18 protein-coding genes and 1 tRNA gene are annotated in these 15566 nt (G+C 37.9%); 16 read left to right on the top strand and 3 right to left on the bottom strand.

All coding sequences use genetic code 11. The features are described from left to right. The first annotated feature begins 203 nt into the window (after positions 1–203). The 10 genes from BAMA_RS00520 (at position 204) to BAMA_RS00475 (ending at position 8588) form a co-directional block, all read left to right on the top strand. Positions 204–1010: a DUF368 domain-containing protein gene (locus BAMA_RS00520; RefSeq protein WP_034634983.1), complete on the top strand. Its 807-nt coding sequence runs from the start codon at positions 204–206 to the stop codon at positions 1008–1010. A gap of 99 nt (positions 1011–1109) precedes the next feature. Further along, positions 1110–1850 (top strand): (Fe-S)-binding protein, encoded by a 741-nt coding sequence (locus tag BAMA_RS00515; RefSeq protein ID WP_034634981.1) that lies wholly within the window; start codon positions 1110–1112, stop codon positions 1848–1850. A gap of 2 nt (positions 1851–1852) precedes the next feature. After that, positions 1853–3286, top strand: a complete 1434-nt coding sequence (locus BAMA_RS00510) for a LutB/LldF family L-lactate oxidation iron-sulfur protein (protein WP_034634979.1) — start codon at positions 1853–1855, stop codon at positions 3284–3286. Continuing rightward, positions 3267–3965 (top strand): LutC/YkgG family protein, encoded by a 699-nt coding sequence (locus BAMA_RS00505; RefSeq protein WP_034634978.1) that lies wholly within the window; start codon positions 3267–3269, stop codon positions 3963–3965. The genes BAMA_RS00510 and BAMA_RS00505 overlap by 20 nt, the downstream gene beginning before the upstream one ends. A gap of 225 nt (positions 3966–4190) precedes the next feature. After that, positions 4191–4649: an NUDIX hydrolase gene (locus BAMA_RS00500; protein WP_034634977.1), complete on the top strand. Its 459-nt coding sequence runs from the start codon at positions 4191–4193 to the stop codon at positions 4647–4649. Between the two features lie 21 nt (positions 4650–4670). Next, complete coding sequence (gene rapZ, locus BAMA_RS00495; RefSeq protein ID WP_034634976.1) at positions 4671–5552, top strand: RNase adapter RapZ; 882 nt, start codon at positions 4671–4673, stop codon at positions 5550–5552. Positions 5553–5555: 3 nt separating this feature from the next. Beyond that, positions 5556–6509: a gluconeogenesis factor YvcK family protein gene (locus tag BAMA_RS00490; RefSeq protein ID WP_034634975.1), complete on the top strand. Its 954-nt coding sequence runs from the start codon at positions 5556–5558 to the stop codon at positions 6507–6509. Between the two features lie 76 nt (positions 6510–6585). Beyond that, positions 6586–7536 carry a DNA-binding protein WhiA gene (whiA, locus tag BAMA_RS00485; RefSeq protein ID WP_034634973.1) on the top strand — a complete coding sequence of 317 codons (951 nt, stop codon included), beginning with the start codon at positions 6586–6588 and terminating at the stop codon, positions 7534–7536. A gap of 22 nt (positions 7537–7558) precedes the next feature. Next, on the top strand, positions 7559–7813 hold the full coding sequence (locus tag BAMA_RS00480; protein ID WP_034634971.1) for an HPr family phosphocarrier protein: 255 nt from the start codon (positions 7559–7561) through the stop codon (positions 7811–7813). A gap of 322 nt (positions 7814–8135) precedes the next feature. Beyond that, the gene (locus BAMA_RS00475) at positions 8136–8588 is read left to right on the top strand and encodes a helix-turn-helix domain-containing protein (RefSeq protein WP_034634968.1); all 453 of its coding nucleotides are present in this window, start codon (positions 8136–8138) and stop codon (positions 8586–8588) included. Positions 8589–8912: 324 nt separating this feature from the next. On the opposite strand, the gene clpP is transcribed toward BAMA_RS00475, so the two are convergent. Both clpP and BAMA_RS00465 read right to left on the bottom strand, forming a co-directional pair. Next, positions 8913–9494: an ATP-dependent Clp endopeptidase proteolytic subunit ClpP gene (clpP, locus tag BAMA_RS00470; RefSeq protein WP_034634965.1), complete on the bottom strand. Its 582-nt coding sequence runs from the start codon at positions 9492–9494 to the stop codon at positions 8913–8915. Between the two features lie 202 nt (positions 9495–9696). Next, positions 9697–10128: a YfmQ family protein gene (locus BAMA_RS00465; RefSeq protein WP_415782852.1), complete on the bottom strand. Its 432-nt coding sequence runs from the start codon at positions 10126–10128 to the stop codon at positions 9697–9699. Between the two features lie 233 nt (positions 10129–10361). Here BAMA_RS00465 and BAMA_RS00460 point away from each other — a divergent pair, with 233 nt between their 5' ends. Further along, on the top strand, positions 10362–10949 hold the full coding sequence (locus tag BAMA_RS00460; protein WP_157405936.1) for a YdhK family protein: 588 nt from the start codon (positions 10362–10364) through the stop codon (positions 10947–10949). 132 nt (positions 10950–11081) lie between these two features. Beyond that, a tRNA-Arg gene (locus BAMA_RS00455) sits at positions 11082–11157 on the top strand. Positions 11158–11216: 59 nt separating this feature from the next. Here BAMA_RS00455 and BAMA_RS00450 read toward each other — a convergent pair. Further along, entirely contained in the window at positions 11217–11405 is a 189-nt protein-coding gene (locus BAMA_RS00450; protein WP_034634958.1) for a hypothetical protein, read from the bottom strand. 358 nt (positions 11406–11763) lie between these two features. Here BAMA_RS00450 and rpoN point away from each other — a divergent pair, with 358 nt between their 5' ends. From rpoN to gap, 4 genes are all read left to right on the top strand, one after another. After that, positions 11764–13062 (top strand): RNA polymerase factor sigma-54, encoded by a 1299-nt coding sequence (gene rpoN / locus BAMA_RS00445; RefSeq protein ID WP_034634956.1) that lies wholly within the window; start codon positions 11764–11766, stop codon positions 13060–13062. A gap of 9 nt (positions 13063–13071) precedes the next feature. Continuing rightward, complete coding sequence (locus BAMA_RS00440; RefSeq protein WP_034634953.1) at positions 13072–13317, top strand: glutaredoxin family protein; 246 nt, start codon at positions 13072–13074, stop codon at positions 13315–13317. A gap of 134 nt (positions 13318–13451) precedes the next feature. After that, a complete protein-coding gene (locus tag BAMA_RS00435) occupies positions 13452–14474 on the top strand; it encodes a sugar-binding transcriptional regulator (RefSeq protein WP_034634950.1) in 1023 nt (340 codons plus the stop codon). Between the two features lie 37 nt (positions 14475–14511). Then, entirely contained in the window at positions 14512–15519 is a 1008-nt protein-coding gene (gap, locus tag BAMA_RS00430; RefSeq protein WP_034634948.1) for a type I glyceraldehyde-3-phosphate dehydrogenase, read from the top strand. Positions 15520–15566: the final 47 nt, after the last annotated feature.

The following is a 15566-nucleotide window of genomic DNA, read 5'->3' as shown; positions in this document are numbered from 1 at the left end:
TTTCACTTTAATATAATTAATAAATTCGTCATGCTTATGGATATTCCTTTTTAGATAGGGGAAGAGGGGGAGGAGAATTAGAGTAGGGATGTGTCTAGTTTATGGGTGCATTAAAGTAAGATATTTTATTGTATTAGAAATTTAATTATTGTTATAATAGAGCCTGTGCCAAAATGTTCAAAGAAATGAGGAGTTTATTCAACATGGAATGGCGTAATATATATCGTGGTTTTTGTATAGGAGTGAGTGATTTAATTCCTGGCGTGAGCGGCGGAACGATTGCTGTTGTACTTGGGATTTATGAGCAATTGCTGGCAGCGATTAGCGGCTTTTTTAGCCGTGAGTGGAAGAAGCATTTAGGATTTTTAATTCCACTTGGTTTAGGTGTTGTAGCAGCGTTTGCGACGTTAAGTCATGTAATTAAATATTTATTAGAGTTTCATCATGAACCAACGCAATTTTTCTTCCTTGGTTTAATTGTTAGTATTATTCCCATGCTTATGAAAGAAGCGAATGTAAAAGAAACGTTTAAAGCTGGACACGTTGTTGTTCTTGTAATTGCAGCTGCATTTGTTGCAATGACAGGTTTCTTAAAGCCAGAAGAAGCAGCGGAGCCAATTACAACAATTACACTATTAAGTGCGATTGGGTTATTCTTTTCTGGCTGGCTTGCGAGTATGGCAATGCTACTTCCTGGTATTAGTGGTTCATTTGTCTTACTTATTATTGGTGTATACCCAACAGCAATTAATGCGTTAACGGAATTAAACTTCCCGATTATCGCAGCAATTGGTGCAGGGGCAGTAGTTGGATTTATTGTAAGTAGTAAAGGGATTAGTTATTTATTAAAACATTTTGCTACGATGACATTTGCAGTAATTATTGGACTTGTTATTGGTTCGCTTGTTGTTATATTCCCTGGTATTCCAGCGGGTGTGACGAAGATTGTTGTATCGATTATAACATTTGTATTAGGGTATGCGATTGTAGCATACTTTAGCAAAAAGTAAACGACTGAGATTTCTCAGTCGTTTTTTTTATTATTCATAAATATTTTCAGTATTTTTTACCAAACATACATGAAAGAGGAATTTTTGGGGGTGCCAATCATGAAGGTATCGATATTTATTACGTGCCTTGCGGATGTTTTCTATCCAGAGGTAGGAAAAGATGTTGTTGAGATTCTTGAAGATTTAGGATGCGAGGTTGATTTTCCGAAAGATCAAACTTGCTGCGGACAGCCTGCTTACAATAGTGGCTATCATAAAGAGACGAAAACGGCAGCTAAGCATATGATTGAGGCATTTGCTGGTGCTGAGTATGTCGTAGCACCGTCAGGGTCCTGTGTTTTAATGGTTCATGAATTTGAGACGTTATTTGAGGGAACAGAAGCGATATGGAAAGAAAAGGCGAAAGAGCTTGCGAGTAAGACGTACGAGTTTACGCAGTTTCTTGTTGACGTGTTAGGCAAGACAGATTTAGGAGCATCTCTCAATAAACGAGCTACCGTCCATACATCTTGCCATATGAGCCGATTGATGGGGATTAAGGAACCGCCTGAAACGTTGCTGAAGCATGTTGAAGGATTGGAAGTTGTACCATTACCTCATAACTATGATTGCTGTGGATTTGGCGGTACGTTTTCCGTGAAAATGGCCGAAATCTCTGAGGAAATGGTGGAGGAGAAAGTAAATTGCATTATGGAGACAAAGGCGGATTTATTAATTGGGATGGATTGCAGTTGTTTAATGAATATAAAAGGGCGGTTAACAAGGCTTGGTTATCCAATTGATGTAAAGCATATTGCACAAGTATTAAATGAAGAACGAAATGAGCAAAGGGGGATATAACGATGGGATTAAAAATCGGGAATGATCCGTTTCATAAGCGTACGGAAACGGGGATTAGCGATGAGTTCATGCGCAGAGCGGTTTCTAGGGCGCAAGATGGGTTGAGAATTAAAAAGTTGAAGGCAACAGAGAGCCTTGGAAATTGGGAAGAGTGGCGCGCTTTAGGAGAAGAAATTCGTCAACATACGTTAAGCAATCTTGATTACTATTTATATCAACTAAGTGATGTAATTGAGAAGAATGGTGGCTCCGTTTTTTTTGCGAAAACGGCTGAAGATGCAAGGGAGTATGTAAAAGGGATTATTAAGAAAAAAAATGCGAAAAAAGTCGTGAAGTCAAAATCGATGGTAACTGAAGAGATTAGTTTAAATTCAGCGATTGAAGAAGCAGGCGGAGAAGTATTAGAAACGGATCTTGCAGAATTTATTTTACAAGTAAATGATCACGATCCCCCGTCGCATATCGTTGTTCCGTGTCTTCATAAAGATAAAGAACATATTTGTGCGATTTTCAAAGAGAAGCTCGGTTATACGGGGACGTCTGATCCAACTGAAATGGCGCGCTTTGTACGGAATTATTTACGTGATGATTTCTTTACAGCTGATGTTGGGGTGACAGGATGTAACTTTGCGGTTGCGGAATCTGGCTCTATTTCTATTGTTGCAAATGAAGGAAATGCACGTTTAGTTACAACAATTCCGAAGACATTAATTACAGTTATGGGAATGGAACGTATTGTTCCAACATGGGAAGAATTAGATGTGTTAGTGACGCTCCTTTGCCGAAGTTCAGTTGGCCAAAAATTGACGAGCTATATAACAGGGCTAACAGAGCCGGACGGAGTAGATGGACCGGAAGAGTTTCATTTAGTGATTGTTGATAATGGTCGTTCTAACATTTTAGGAACTGAATTTCAAAGTGTACTGCAATGTATTCGCTGCGCGGCATGTATTAATGTATGTCCTGTGTACCGTCATATTGGTGGGCATGCATACGGCTCGATTTACCCGGGGCCGATCGGTGCTGTATTAACACCGCTGTTAGGTGGATATGAAGAATATGATGATTTACCTTATGCATCAAGTCTATGCGGCGCTTGCACGGAGGCGTGTCCTGTAAAAATACCACTTCATGATTTGTTAATTAAACATCGTCGCCGCATTGTAGAGGATGAGAAGCTATCACCTTTCTTTTGGAATGCTTCCATGAAGGGCTTTGAGAAAGTTGTAAATAGTTCAGCGCTTTTCTCCTTTGCAGCAAAGGCTGCTCCTTACGGGTTAATGCCATTTACAAAAGGGGATAAGATCGAGAAAGGCGTCGGACCGCTAAAAGCTTGGACAATTGCGAGAGATTTTCCTGCGCCAAAAAAACAACCGTTTCGTGATTGGTTTGGAAACCGGACAAAGGAGGAGCATAATGGGAATTCAAAATCGTGAAGCTTTTTTAGGACATATAGCTAAGCAATTGGGAAGAGAACGTCCGAATTCGGTTGAAAAACCAAGCTGGACCATTTCACCGCAGTGGAGTGTATTCGAGGGATTAACAAAAGATGAACTTGTATTAAAATTAATTGAGCATTGTGAAATCATTCATACGGAAGTAAAGCGTACAACGCAAGAGCAGCTGACAGAGACGCTGCAATCTTGCATGACGGAATGGAATACAAAATCGGTTGTTTATGCAAATGATAAACGATTTGACGAACATAAGTTAAGTGAGTTTCTAGAAAATGGAGAACTATCTTGTAAGAGATGGGAAAGTGAGAAACTTGAAGAGATGATTGAATTTGCTAGGCATGCTGATGTTGGTATTACGTTTAGTGATATGACATTGGCTGAATCGGGAACGGTCGTACTATTTAATGATGGTGAAAAAGGGAGACATGTAAGCCTTCTTCCTGAAGCAAATATCGCGATCGTTCCGAAAAGTACACTTGTACCAAGACTAACGCAAGCGACGAAGGCGATCCATGAACAAAATGTGAAAGGGGCAAAACTTCCATCTTGTGTGAATTTTGTATCTGGACCGTCAAATAGTGCTGACATTGAAATGAATCTTGTTGTTGGTGTACATGGACCGATTAAAACAGCTTATATTATTGTTGATGATTTGTAAGAAGGTTTATAATGTTCATTCCTGTAACTATATAGTAAATAATCGTTACTCTTGTGTACTTATACTATGAGAATATAGATAATGAATAAAACGATGGGAGGCATTTTCCATCGTTTTATCCATTTCAGGCTAAGAGTTCCTTCGTTGTGACAAACAGTATTTGATAGTATAATAAAGGAAGTATACGGCGGAGAAATTCGTCATAAGTAGCTGAGGTGAAGAATTTTGCAAAGAGTGACAAATTGCGTGTTAATTAGAGATAATGAAGTTCTTCTATTACAAAAACCTCGTCGGAATTGGTGGGTTGCTCCCGGTGGAAAAATGGAGCACGGCGAAACCGTCAGAGAATCTGTGGTTCGTGAATATCGAGAAGAAACCGGTATTTATTTAAAGAACCCATCATTAAAAGGTGTGTTTACATTTGTCATTAAAGAAGGGGACAAAGTTGTATCTGAATGGATGATGTTCTCTTTCTTAGCGACAGACTTTGCAGGAGAAAATAAGCTGGAAAGCGAAGAAGGAATCATCGGTTGGCATGAATTTGATAAAATTGATGATTTAGCAATGGCGCCTGGTGATTACCATATTATCGATTATTTAATTAAAGGGAATGGTATAATTTACGGAACCTTTGTATATACGCCAGACTTTGAATTACTTTCGTATCGATTAGACCCGAGCTAAACGATAGAGGGGGGAAATACAATGGAAGCAAAAAATGATATTAAAATGGTCATTATCACAGGGATGTCTGGTGCCGGAAAAACAGTAGCGTTACAAAGTTTTGAAGATTTAGGATATTTCTGTGTAGATAATTTACCACCGATGCTATTGCCAAAGTTCGTTGAGTTGATGGCGGAGTCAAAAGGGAAAATGAATAAAGTAGCACTTGGTATTGACTTAAGAGGCCGAGAGTTTTTTGAACATTTATGGGGAGCACTTGATGATTTAACGGAACGTACTTGGATCATTCCTCATATTTTATTTTTAGATGCAAAAGATAGCACACTTGTAACGCGTTATAAAGAGACAAGACGCTCGCATCCACTCGCACCAACAGGTCTTCCGTTAAAAGGAATTGAAGCTGAGCGAGAGTTATTAACAGATATGAAGGCACGTGCGAATATCGTGCTAGATTCATCTGACTTAAAACCAAAAGAATTAAGAGAAAAGATTGTTCAATTATTTTCAACAGAAGATGAGCAGGCATTTCGTGTCAATGTCATGTCATTTGGTTTCAAATACGGTATTCCGATTGACGCGGATTTAGTATTTGACGTTCGTTTTTTACCAAATCCATACTACATTCCACACATGAAGCCGTTAACAGGACTTGATGAAGAAGTTTCTTCATATGTGTTAAAGTTTAATGAAACGCACAAGTTTTTAGAGAAACTAACAGACCTTATTACTTTCATGCTACCGCATTATAAAAGAGAAGGAAAAAGTCAGCTTGTAATCGCTATTGGATGTACGGGAGGACAACATCGTTCTGTTACACTTACAGAGTATCTTGGGAAACATTTGAAGCAAGACTACGCGATTCATGTATCCCATCGTGATGTGGAGAAGAGAAAGGGACATTAAGCGATGGAAAAAGAGAGAAAACCCAAAATCGTCATTATGGGGGGCGGAACTGGACTATCGGTTCTGCTTCGTGGCTTAAAGAAGTATCCTGTTGATATTACTGCAATTGTAACGGTTGCAGATGATGGCGGGAGCTCGGGCAGACTCCGTGATGAACTAGATATTCCCCCTCCAGGTGATGTACGTAACGTCCTTGTTGCGTTATCTGACGTAGAACCACTTGTGGAAGCTCTATTCCAACATAGGTTCACGTCAGGAGAAGGGTTAGAAGGTCATGCGCTTGGAAACTTGTTGCTAGCTGGAATGACGTCTATTACTGGAGACTTCTTTCATGCAATTACAGAAACGAGTAAAGTGTTAAATGTAAGAGGTCGTGTGTTACCAGCTGCGAATCAAAGTGTTGTTCTTCATGCGGAATTAGAAGACGGGAGCATTGTAACAGGTGAATCGAAAATACCTTATTTTGGTAAGCGTATTCAACGCGTCTTTTTAACACCGGGTGATGTGGAACCGCTTTGTGAAACATTAGCAGAGATTCAAAAGGCAGACTTACTCGTATTTGGACCAGGTAGCTTGTATACAAGTATTTTGCCGAATTTAATAGTGCAGAAAATCGGTCAGGCAGTTATTGAAGCGAAAGCGAAGAAAGTATATGTTTGTAACGTAATGACACAAGCAGGAGAAACAATGGGGTATACGGCATTTGATCATGTAGAGGCACTGCATAGTCATTTAGAACAACCATTTATTGATACTGTAATTGCTAACAATCAAGAAATTCCTGCTGGGTTATTAACACGTTATGCAAATGAAATGTCAGAGCCAGTTCACGTTGACGAAGAAAAATTTGCGGCACACAATATCGAGATTATTCAAAGTCATCTTGCAAAGTATGATGACAAGGTCGTCCGTCATGATACGCTGAAGCTTGCATCCATTTTATATTCATTGTTATAAATACAGGATTTGTAATTCCCTCACACATCAATGTGGGGGTATTACTTTCCTAAAGTAATTAGAGGAGGTGAAACAATTGTCATTTGCATCAGAGACAAAAAAAGAGCTAACAAAGCTCGAGATGAAGGAGTGCTGTGAGAAAGCAGAGTTGTCGGCATTACTTCGTATGAATGGTTCACTCTCCTTTTCCAATCGCCGCCTTACGATTGATATTCAAACGGAAAATGCGGCAATTGCTAGAAGAATTTATACACTACTCAAAAAAGGTTATGATGTTACAGTTGAATTGCTCGTTCGTAAAAAGATGCGATTAAAAAAGAATAACGTTTATATCGTTCGGTTAGTCGAAAAAGCGCGTGAGATATTGGCGAATCTTCATATCGTTCGTGAAGACTTTTCATTTATTCGTAACATTTCATATGATTTAATCGATAAGAAATGTTGTAAACGATCTTACTTACGCGGTGCGTTTTTAGCGGGTGGTTCTGTGAATAATCCAGAAACATCATCGTATCATTTAGAAATCTTCTCATTATATCAAGAGCATAATGATGCGATTTGTGAGTTGATGAATGAGTTTAGCTTAAATAGTAAAACGTTAGAGAGACGTAAAGGTTATATTACGTATTTAAAAGAGGCGGAGAAAATTACAGAGTTTCTTAATATCGCTGGGGCACATAATGCACTGTTAAGATTTGAGGATATTCGTATCGTCCGTGATATGCGTAATTCTGTAAATCGTCTTGTGAATTGTGAAACAGCGAACTTAAATAAAACAATTGGTGCAGCACTAAGGCAAATTGAAAATATTCGCTACATTGAAGAAACGGTAGGGATTGATTTTCTGCCTGATAAATTACAGGAAATTGCGAGATTACGTGTGAGCTATCAAGATGTTACACTAAAAGAGCTAGGTGAAATGGTATCTGGAGGGAAAATTAGTAAATCAGGTATCAACCATCGTTTGCGTAAAATCGATGAAATTGCAGAGAAATTACGTGCAGGGGAAACGATTGCAAAGAAATAGTTAGGAGAGGGGAAAGGGAGAAGTGGTTCAAAAAACAGTAGAAGTTTTATTAAAAAACGGTTTACAAGCACGTCCGGCTGCGTTGTTTGTTCAAGAGGCTAATCGTTTTCATGCTGATATCTTTATCGAAAAAGACGGCAAAACTGTTAATGCAAAGAGCATAATGGGAATTATGAGTTTAGCAATTGGTGCAGGTTGTAACTTAATCATTAAAGCAGAAGGCTCCGACGCAGAAGGTGCGCTAGAAGCATTAGCTACTTATGTGCAAGGTGAATAGAGTGAAGTGAAAATAACCAGATTACGCGATTTGTGTAGTTTGGTTATTTTTTTATGGCGCCTCCATCCACTCCTTAACTTTTTGCAATTAATGATCGCCATCTTTCCATCTTATCGGTGCGTTAGTCCAAGATAAGACCTGTATATACCTAAGATTTTAGAGTTAGAATAAAACAGATTCTAACTAGCAAATATAAGTAGTTTTTAGTATTATTCATAGATGGCAACTACAAGTTGCAATGCGGTGCAAACAAAGCTATCTTTACTTTTAACAACAGCTTTAACAATAATTGATTGTATATTACGGAAAGGTGATAACTTATATGATTTTTGGAGAAAAATTAAAAAAAGAGCGGGTCAATAACGGTTGGTCTCAAGAAAAATTGGCAGAACAACTTTTTGTCAGTCGACAATCTGTTTCTAAATGGGAAACTGGTCAAAATTATCCAAGTATCGAAATTATTATTAAAATAAGTGATCTCTTTGATGTAACCATTGATGAATTATTAAGGAGCGATGAGGAATTGACAAATAAAGTAATTAAAGATAGTAAACAGTTAGCTTATCCAAAATTAAAGTTTATATTTGATGTTTTAATATTAATAGGTATTGTTCTTTTAGTGATTAAAATAAGTATGTTGCTTTTAAATCAATTTACTCCTTTAGATTTTAATTTATACGGTGGAAATTTCTTCTGGAATTTTGGACCTTTAATTTTGATGATTGTTGGAGGAATTGGTTCTGGTATGCTCAAAGAAGTTTATAAAAAGAACTAAACATCTTAATGGGTTAAAATAATCCGAGGTCACCCTCTGTTTTGTTATTTGGAAGAAAGGGTAATTTCTTATTATGTATGTAATGCTGGTATATCCTTATTTTTTGATGTGAGCGCTGGCTAACAGGATAAATTATCAAATGAGTTATTGAGGTATTACATGATGAAGATCAAACTATGACCAATCGTATTTTGAACTACAACAGGAGTGTTGACTCTTAGCGTACAATTTTTCATTTTTGGTGATATGTCCCTTAATAATCACCGAAAGTTAAACTTCTCTAAAAAAAAGCTACCGCATTACTTTGCGGTAGCTTCTTTACTATTAACGATTTGTGAAAATCTTGTCGATTAAGCCGTACTCTAACGCTTTTTCAGCTGTCATGAAGTTGTCACGATCTGTATCGCGTTGTAGCACTTCTAACGGTTGACCTGTACGATCAGCAAGAATTTGGTTTAACTTTTCACGTAGGAATAAAATACGTTTTGCAGCGATTTCGATTTCAGTCGCTTGTCCTTGTGCACCGCCAAGTGGTTGGTGAATCATTACTTCACTGTTTGGAAGTGCAAAACGCTTGCCTTTCTCACCAGCTGCAAGTAAGAAAGCACCCATAGATGCTGCCATACCGATACAAATTGTAGATACATTTGGTTTAATGAACTGCATTGTATCGTAAATTGCCATACCTGCTGTAATAGAACCACCAGGGCTATTGATATATAAGTGGATATCTTTATCTGGGTCTTGTGACTCTAAGAATAAAAGCTGAGAAACAATTGAGTTTGCTACGTTGTCATCAATTGCACTACCAAGCATAATGATGCGGTCTTTTAATAGACGAGAGTAAATATCATAAGCACGTTCACCGCGATTTGTTTGTTCAATAACTGTAGGGATTAAATTCATGTGTCATTTCCTCCTTTAAACGCTTTCTTATCCTTATCATACAACTATGGTCAATAAAGGTCAAACGAAATGGTTGTAGTGAAATCATATGTATGTATAACATGTTATTCGCTATGTAATTTCAATTTCCCTGCTACTGTATCTTCATCATCATAACCGAATTTCATAAATTTAAACAACATTTTGTATTGAAAAAAGACCATCATGAGACGGTCTTAGAAGTAAACTGAGTGAACAGAGGGTTGTCTTGTAAGTCTTTGGAACGTAGACTGTATCCAACTGCTTTTTTCTTATATTGTTTGATGACATCAATATGATCTTCATCGTTGTATAAAAAGAATGTAACATCGCGTTTTCCTTTTTTACTATTAATCACTACTGGAGTCCCTTCATGTTGAGGCGGAAAGTAATATTTTTCTAAAAATAGCGCTTCATTAAACTGACGAATAATTTTCGTTTTGTCCGTGTCTTTTAATGTGCTTCCATTGATTGTGACAGAGGCATTTGTATCATCGAGCACAGGATGTAATTCAAAATGACGAATAATCTTTTCTACAACTGAATTTGGCATAGACGCTACTAATATTTTAAAAGCGGCCATAAGGATTAAGGAAACTATAAAAAACCAAGTCACGATTTAATCATCTCCGTTTTGTACTGTTATATAACTAATATTATCATAGTGTAATTAGTAAGATATTGTACATTGTGTGAAAGTTATGTGGCATTAGAAAGCAATCCGTCTTTCTATTATGAAGGGACGAGGTCTATATTGGCAGACCGTAGGGGGATAATTGAATAAGTTTCTTCCATATTTTCTGCACATTCTCTTGTTATGATAGGACAAAATATTTTAGGAGGATGTATATGTTTAAAAAACAAGTTTTTGTATCTTTCATGGCAGCCTTTGTTCTTTTACTAGGGGCTTGTTCAAATACGAACGACGCAGATAAAGAAAGTAAAAAAGATAATACACAAAATGAGGAAACAGATCATAGTAATATGGACCATAGCAATATGGATCATTCTAGTTCAGGTGAAGTTCCGAAAGGCTTAAAAGAAGCAGAAAATCCAACTTATAAAGTAGGAAGTAAAGCTGTAATGGAAACGGACCACATGTCAGGAATGAAGGGAGCAGAAGCAATCATCGTAGGTGCATATGAGACAACTGTCTATGCAATCTCATATGATCAAACAACGGATGGAAAAAGAGTGAAGAATCATAAGTGGGTCATTCATGAAGAATTAAAAGATGCTGGTGAAGCACCGTTAAAACCTGGAGATGAGGTTGTTGTAAATGCTGATCATATGAAGGGTATGGACGGGGCTAAAGCAACAATTGACTCAGCTGAAGAAACGACAGTTTATATGGTTGATTTCATTCCAACTACTGGCGGAGAAGAAGTGAAGAATCATAAGTGGGTAACTGAAGAGGAATTATTGCCGGTTAAATAATAGTAGAAGAAAGAGGGCTAATCCTTTCGTGGAAAAGCCCTCTTTCTTTTTCGAACTGAAATGGTATTGCAGTTTTTTTCTACTTGCGTACTGGTAAGAGGGCAGGATATAATATCCATATATAAAATTCATGCGCCTATAGCTCAGTCGGATAGAGCGGTGGTTTCCGGTACCACGTCTGCCGGGGGTTCGAATCCCTCTAGGCGCGTTATAATGAAAACCCCTTGTATTGATTATAAATACAAGGGGTTTTTACTATGTGAAAAATTACATTTTTTCTGCTTCAAGGTGTTCATCTACAGCTTGATTCACAAAGTCAAAGTTTGTATATAAGTATTCTGTTAGTTTCGAGCGCTCATTTCGAATTGTTTCTAGTTCAGGTGTTTCTGTTCCGATTAAGTCAAAGTATTTCACACTTAGATCGATAAACCGCTCGATTAATTCTTGTTTCTCCATGATTAGCCCCCTTACATGATTATTCACGGACAGTAAATACATTGCGATTAATTCACGCCATCTGATTATAGATTGAAGTTTCATTTCCTTTTGATTATTAGAACTTATTGAAAAGACGAAAAATATTGTTGTGAAAACAAGTATTAAGAGTTACTATTAGTATGTGGTAATAAATAACTTCGTGATTTCTCCAATTCATTCACCTTTTTAACATTTCCTTTCAATATTATTAAAATTACAGTCGTATTTGAACCAGTCTATTAATACATATGAAATAACAGTACATGGAAGCAGTTACAGAGTAAGGATTCTCCTTTTCGCAAACTTATTGTACAATAGAAACAAGGGGGAGATGAAAGTGAAGGCAAGTCTTTTACAAGAACAAAGCTTACGTTTGACGATGACACAAGAGTTAAGGCAAGCAATTACAATGCTCCAGTATAACGTACAGGAGTTATCGGAGTTTTTGTATGAGCAATCGTTAGAGAATCCCCTTATTGAAATGGGATGCTTTGATCGGGAGAAAAAGAGTAAAAGTAGTAACAAGGGGAAACAACAAGAGAATGGAATGGAAATTTACAGCGTAGACTCCATGACAATTCAGCAATATTTATTAAGTCAATTACAGTACTATTCTATAGATGAAACAGAACGAAAAATGCTTTCGTACATTATTTTAAGTATCGATGAAAATGGGTACTTAAAAGAAAGTAACGAGGAATTGGCAGTGTTATTAGCAGCTCCGTTATCAAAAGTTGATGAAATGATGGAAGTTGTGCAGTCACTAGAGCCAGCAGGGGTCGGGGCGCGCAATATTCAAGAGTGCCTTACATTGCAATTAAAGCGTTTACAAAGCGGAAGTGATTTGGCGGAGTTAATAACGGAACAATATTTCGATTATTTAGTGAAGAAAGACTGGCGTAAATTATTGCAATTATTAAAATGTACAAAAGAAGAGTTGCAAGAAGCAGTTGATGTAATCACGTCCCTTCAGCCAAAACCAGGGCTCGCTTTCTCGTCAGAAAAGCCGATGTATATCGTTCCAGACCTTGCGGTAAAGCGTAAGGGCGATTCACTTGTTATACAAATGAATGAACGAAATATGCCAAAGATTGAGATTCATTCTGAATATAGCGAACTTCTTCATAATAGTGAGAAAGAAGTAGCCTCGTATGTATCTGAGAAGTACCAGCATGTACAGTGGATTGTCCGTAGCTTAAAACAAAGAAAGCAAACATTGCTTCAAGTGATGGAAGTCATTACGGAAAAGCAACGTGATTTCTTTATGAATGGTCCTCACTACTTAAAACCTCTTGCGTTAAGAGAGGTAGCAGAAATACTAGGGGTGCATGAGTCAACAATTAGTCGCGCAACTCGTAATAAGTATGTACAAACGCCGCACGGATTATTAGAGATGAAATCGTTCTTTAGTAATGCGATTGTGACAACAGAAGATGAGGTTGTGTCTACAAAGCGTGTGAAGCAGCTTATTCAGCAGTTTGTTAACAACGAAAATAAAACGAAACCACTTTCGGACCAGAAGATTTCAAAAATGTTAGAAGAAGAGCATGAAGTGGTTGTGTCGCGTAGAACAGTAGCAAAGTATCGCGAACAGCTCAATATTCCTGCGTCTTCACTTCGAAAAACGATTGGATAGGTGAGAGGAATGGACGTTGTATTATATGGAAAGCATGATTGTTGTCTTTGTGAAGAGGCGAAAGAAGTACTACAAGAACTCACAGATGAATTTTCGCTCCATATAAAGGAAGTAAATATTTATGAAGATGATGAGTTATTGGAGAAGTATCAAATCATGATTCCAGTCGTTGAAATAGATGGGAAAGAAGTAGCTTATGGAATCATTCACAAAAGTGACATAATACAACATATAAACAATATAGTAAAGAGTTGAATAACTTTGTATCTCCTGTTACAATACTAATTGTAGCAGGAAATATTTTTTTACACTATGTGGGACACATTTTGTCACTATGGGACATATAATGACCATATAGAGAGTGAACCAATGTGGTGAGGAGAGAATTTATGCGCTCATGGATTCAGTACACGAAAAAATTATTGCCTGATCTGCTACCTGTTATGCAAACGAGAATGCAAATTCTTCAGCACGTGAGGCTCATGCAACCAATTGGCAGAAGAAATTTATCAGCAAGTATCGGTATGACAGAACGAGTATTACGAAGTGAAGTGCAAGTTTTGAAAGAACAAAACTTACTTCACGTCGCCTCTTCTGGAATGACATTAACAGAAGAAGGAACAGCTGTTGTTCTTGCTTTGGAAGACTTTATGAAAGAGATTTCTGGTTTAAAGGTTTTAGAAAAACAGCTTAAGGAAACATTAGATTTGGATGAAGTTTTCGTTGTCCCTGGTGATAGTGATGAATCACCGTGGGTAAAGCTGGAAATGGGCCGTGCCTGTGTGACTTGTATAAAAGATCATCTCACAGCGAATAATATCGTTGCTGTGACTGGAGGAACAACGTTAGCTGCTGTCGCAGACATGATGCAACTAGATTGCAAAGATTTACATATGCTATTTGTCCCAGCACGCGGCGGTATCGGAGAGAGTGTGGAGCTTGAAGCAAACACAATCTGCGCGAAAATGGCGCAAAATACGATGAGTAATTATCGCTTGTTGTATGTTCCGGACCATGTAAGTAGTGAAGCGTACGCATCCATTGTGACAGAACCTTCTGTGAAAGAAATTCTTGAATTGATTCGATCTTCCAATATCGTCATTCACGGAATTGGTGATGCCTTAACGATGGCTCGTAGAAGAAGTACTTCAGAAGCAGATTGGACAAAGATTAAAGACAGTCATGCGGTAGGTGAAGCCTTTGGATACTATTTTAATGAACAAGGTGAAGTCGTTCATAAAGTACAAACAGTTGGTATGCAGCTAGAGGAGTTACAGAACGTATCTCGCGTCATTGCAGTCGCTGGAGGATCATCAAAAGCAAAAGCAATTCAAGCAGTAATTAAGCAAGGGCATACTTCGCTGTTAGTAACAGATGAAGGTGCAGCAAAAGAGTTACTAAGGGGTAAATAACCCTTTAATATATACATCCCCCAAGGAGGAAATTCAAATGACAGTTAAAATTGGTATTAATGGATTTGGCCGTATCGGACGTAACGTTTTCCGTGCAGCATTAAACAACTCTGAGGTAGAAGTAGTAGCAATCAACGACTTAACAGATGCTGCAACATTAGCACACCTTTTAAAATATGACACAGTTCATGGTACTTTAAATGCAGACGTAACTGTAAATGGCGACAGCATCGTTGTTAACGGTACTGAAATCAAAGTTATCGCTGAGCGTGACCCAGCTCAATTACCATGGAGCGACTACGGCGTAGAGGTAGTTGTTGAATCTACTGGTCGTTTCACTGCTAAAGCAGACGCTGAGAAGCACTTAGGCGGATCAGTTAAGAAAGTTATCATCTCTGCTCCAGCTTCTGACGAAGATATCACTGTAGTAATGGGTGTTAACAACGAGTCTTACGATGCAGCTAACCACCATGTAGTATCTAACGCTTCTTGTACTACAAACTGCTTAGCTCCATTCGCAAAAGTTCTTAACGAGAAATTCGGTATCAAACGCGGTATGATGACAACAGTTCATGCTTACACAAACGACCAACAAATCTTAGACTTACCACACAAAGATTTACGTCGTGCTCGTGCAGCAGCTGAGAACATGATCCCAACATCTACTGGTGCAGCGAAAGCAGTAGCATTAGTATTACCAGAACTTAAAGGTAAATTAAACGGTGGTGCAGTACGTGTTCCAACTGCTAACGTTTCTCTTGTTGACTTAGTTGTTGAACTTGACAAAGAAGTAACAGTTGAAGAAGTAAACGCAGCATTCAAAGCAGCAGCTGAAGGCGAATTAAAAGGAATTCTTGCTTACAGCGACGAGCCATTAGTATCTTGCGATTACAATGGTGCAACAGCATCTTCTACAATCGATGCATTATCTACAATGACTATGGAAGGTAACATGGTTAAAGTACTTTCTTGGTACGATAACGAAACTGGTTACTCTAACCGTGTTGTAGACTTAGCTGCTTACATGGCTGCAAAAGGTCTTTAATTCTTAACAAATTCATAAGCGAATGAATGACAAAACGAGGGAGAGGG

It is taken from the genome of Bacillus manliponensis, from assembly GCF_000712595.1.
In the GTDB taxonomy this organism is placed as follows: Bacteria; Bacillota; Bacilli; order Bacillales; family Bacillaceae_G; genus Bacillus_A; species Bacillus_A manliponensis.
Note: the sequence above shows the minus strand (reverse complement) of the source record. Positions and strands in the feature narration are given on the sequence as shown.

Bases quoted from the DNA above. Each gene is read 5' to 3' on its own strand.
- BAMA_RS00520 (WP_034634983.1), top strand. From the start codon at position 204: ATGGAATGGCGTAATATATATCGTGGTTTTTGTATAGGAGTGAGTGAT.
- BAMA_RS00515 (WP_034634981.1), top strand. From the start codon at position 1,110: ATGAAGGTATCGATATTTATTACGTGCCTTGCGGATGTTTTCTATCCA.
- BAMA_RS00510 (WP_034634979.1), top strand. From the start codon at position 1,853: ATGGGATTAAAAATCGGGAATGATCCGTTTCATAAGCGTACGGAAACG.
- BAMA_RS00505 (WP_034634978.1), top strand. From the start codon at position 3,267: ATGGGAATTCAAAATCGTGAAGCTTTTTTAGGACATATAGCTAAGCAA.
- rapZ (WP_034634976.1), top strand. From the start codon at position 4,671: ATGGAAGCAAAAAATGATATTAAAATGGTCATTATCACAGGGATGTCT.
- BAMA_RS00490 (WP_034634975.1), top strand. From the start codon at position 5,556: ATGGAAAAAGAGAGAAAACCCAAAATCGTCATTATGGGGGGCGGAACT.
- BAMA_RS00475 (WP_034634968.1), top strand. From the start codon at position 8,136: ATGATTTTTGGAGAAAAATTAAAAAAAGAGCGGGTCAATAACGGTTGG.
- clpP (WP_034634965.1), bottom strand. From the start codon at position 9,494: ATGAATTTAATCCCTACAGTTATTGAACAAACAAATCGCGGTGAACGT.
- BAMA_RS00460 (WP_157405936.1), top strand. From the start codon at position 10,362: ATGTTTAAAAAACAAGTTTTTGTATCTTTCATGGCAGCCTTTGTTCTT.
- BAMA_RS00450 (WP_034634958.1), bottom strand. From the start codon at position 11,405: ATGGAGAAACAAGAATTAATCGAGCGGTTTATCGATCTAAGTGTGAAA.
- BAMA_RS00440 (WP_034634953.1), top strand. From the start codon at position 13,072: ATGGACGTTGTATTATATGGAAAGCATGATTGTTGTCTTTGTGAAGAG.
- BAMA_RS00435 (WP_034634950.1), top strand. From the start codon at position 13,452: ATGCGCTCATGGATTCAGTACACGAAAAAATTATTGCCTGATCTGCTA.
- gap (WP_034634948.1), top strand. From the start codon at position 14,512: ATGACAGTTAAAATTGGTATTAATGGATTTGGCCGTATCGGACGTAAC.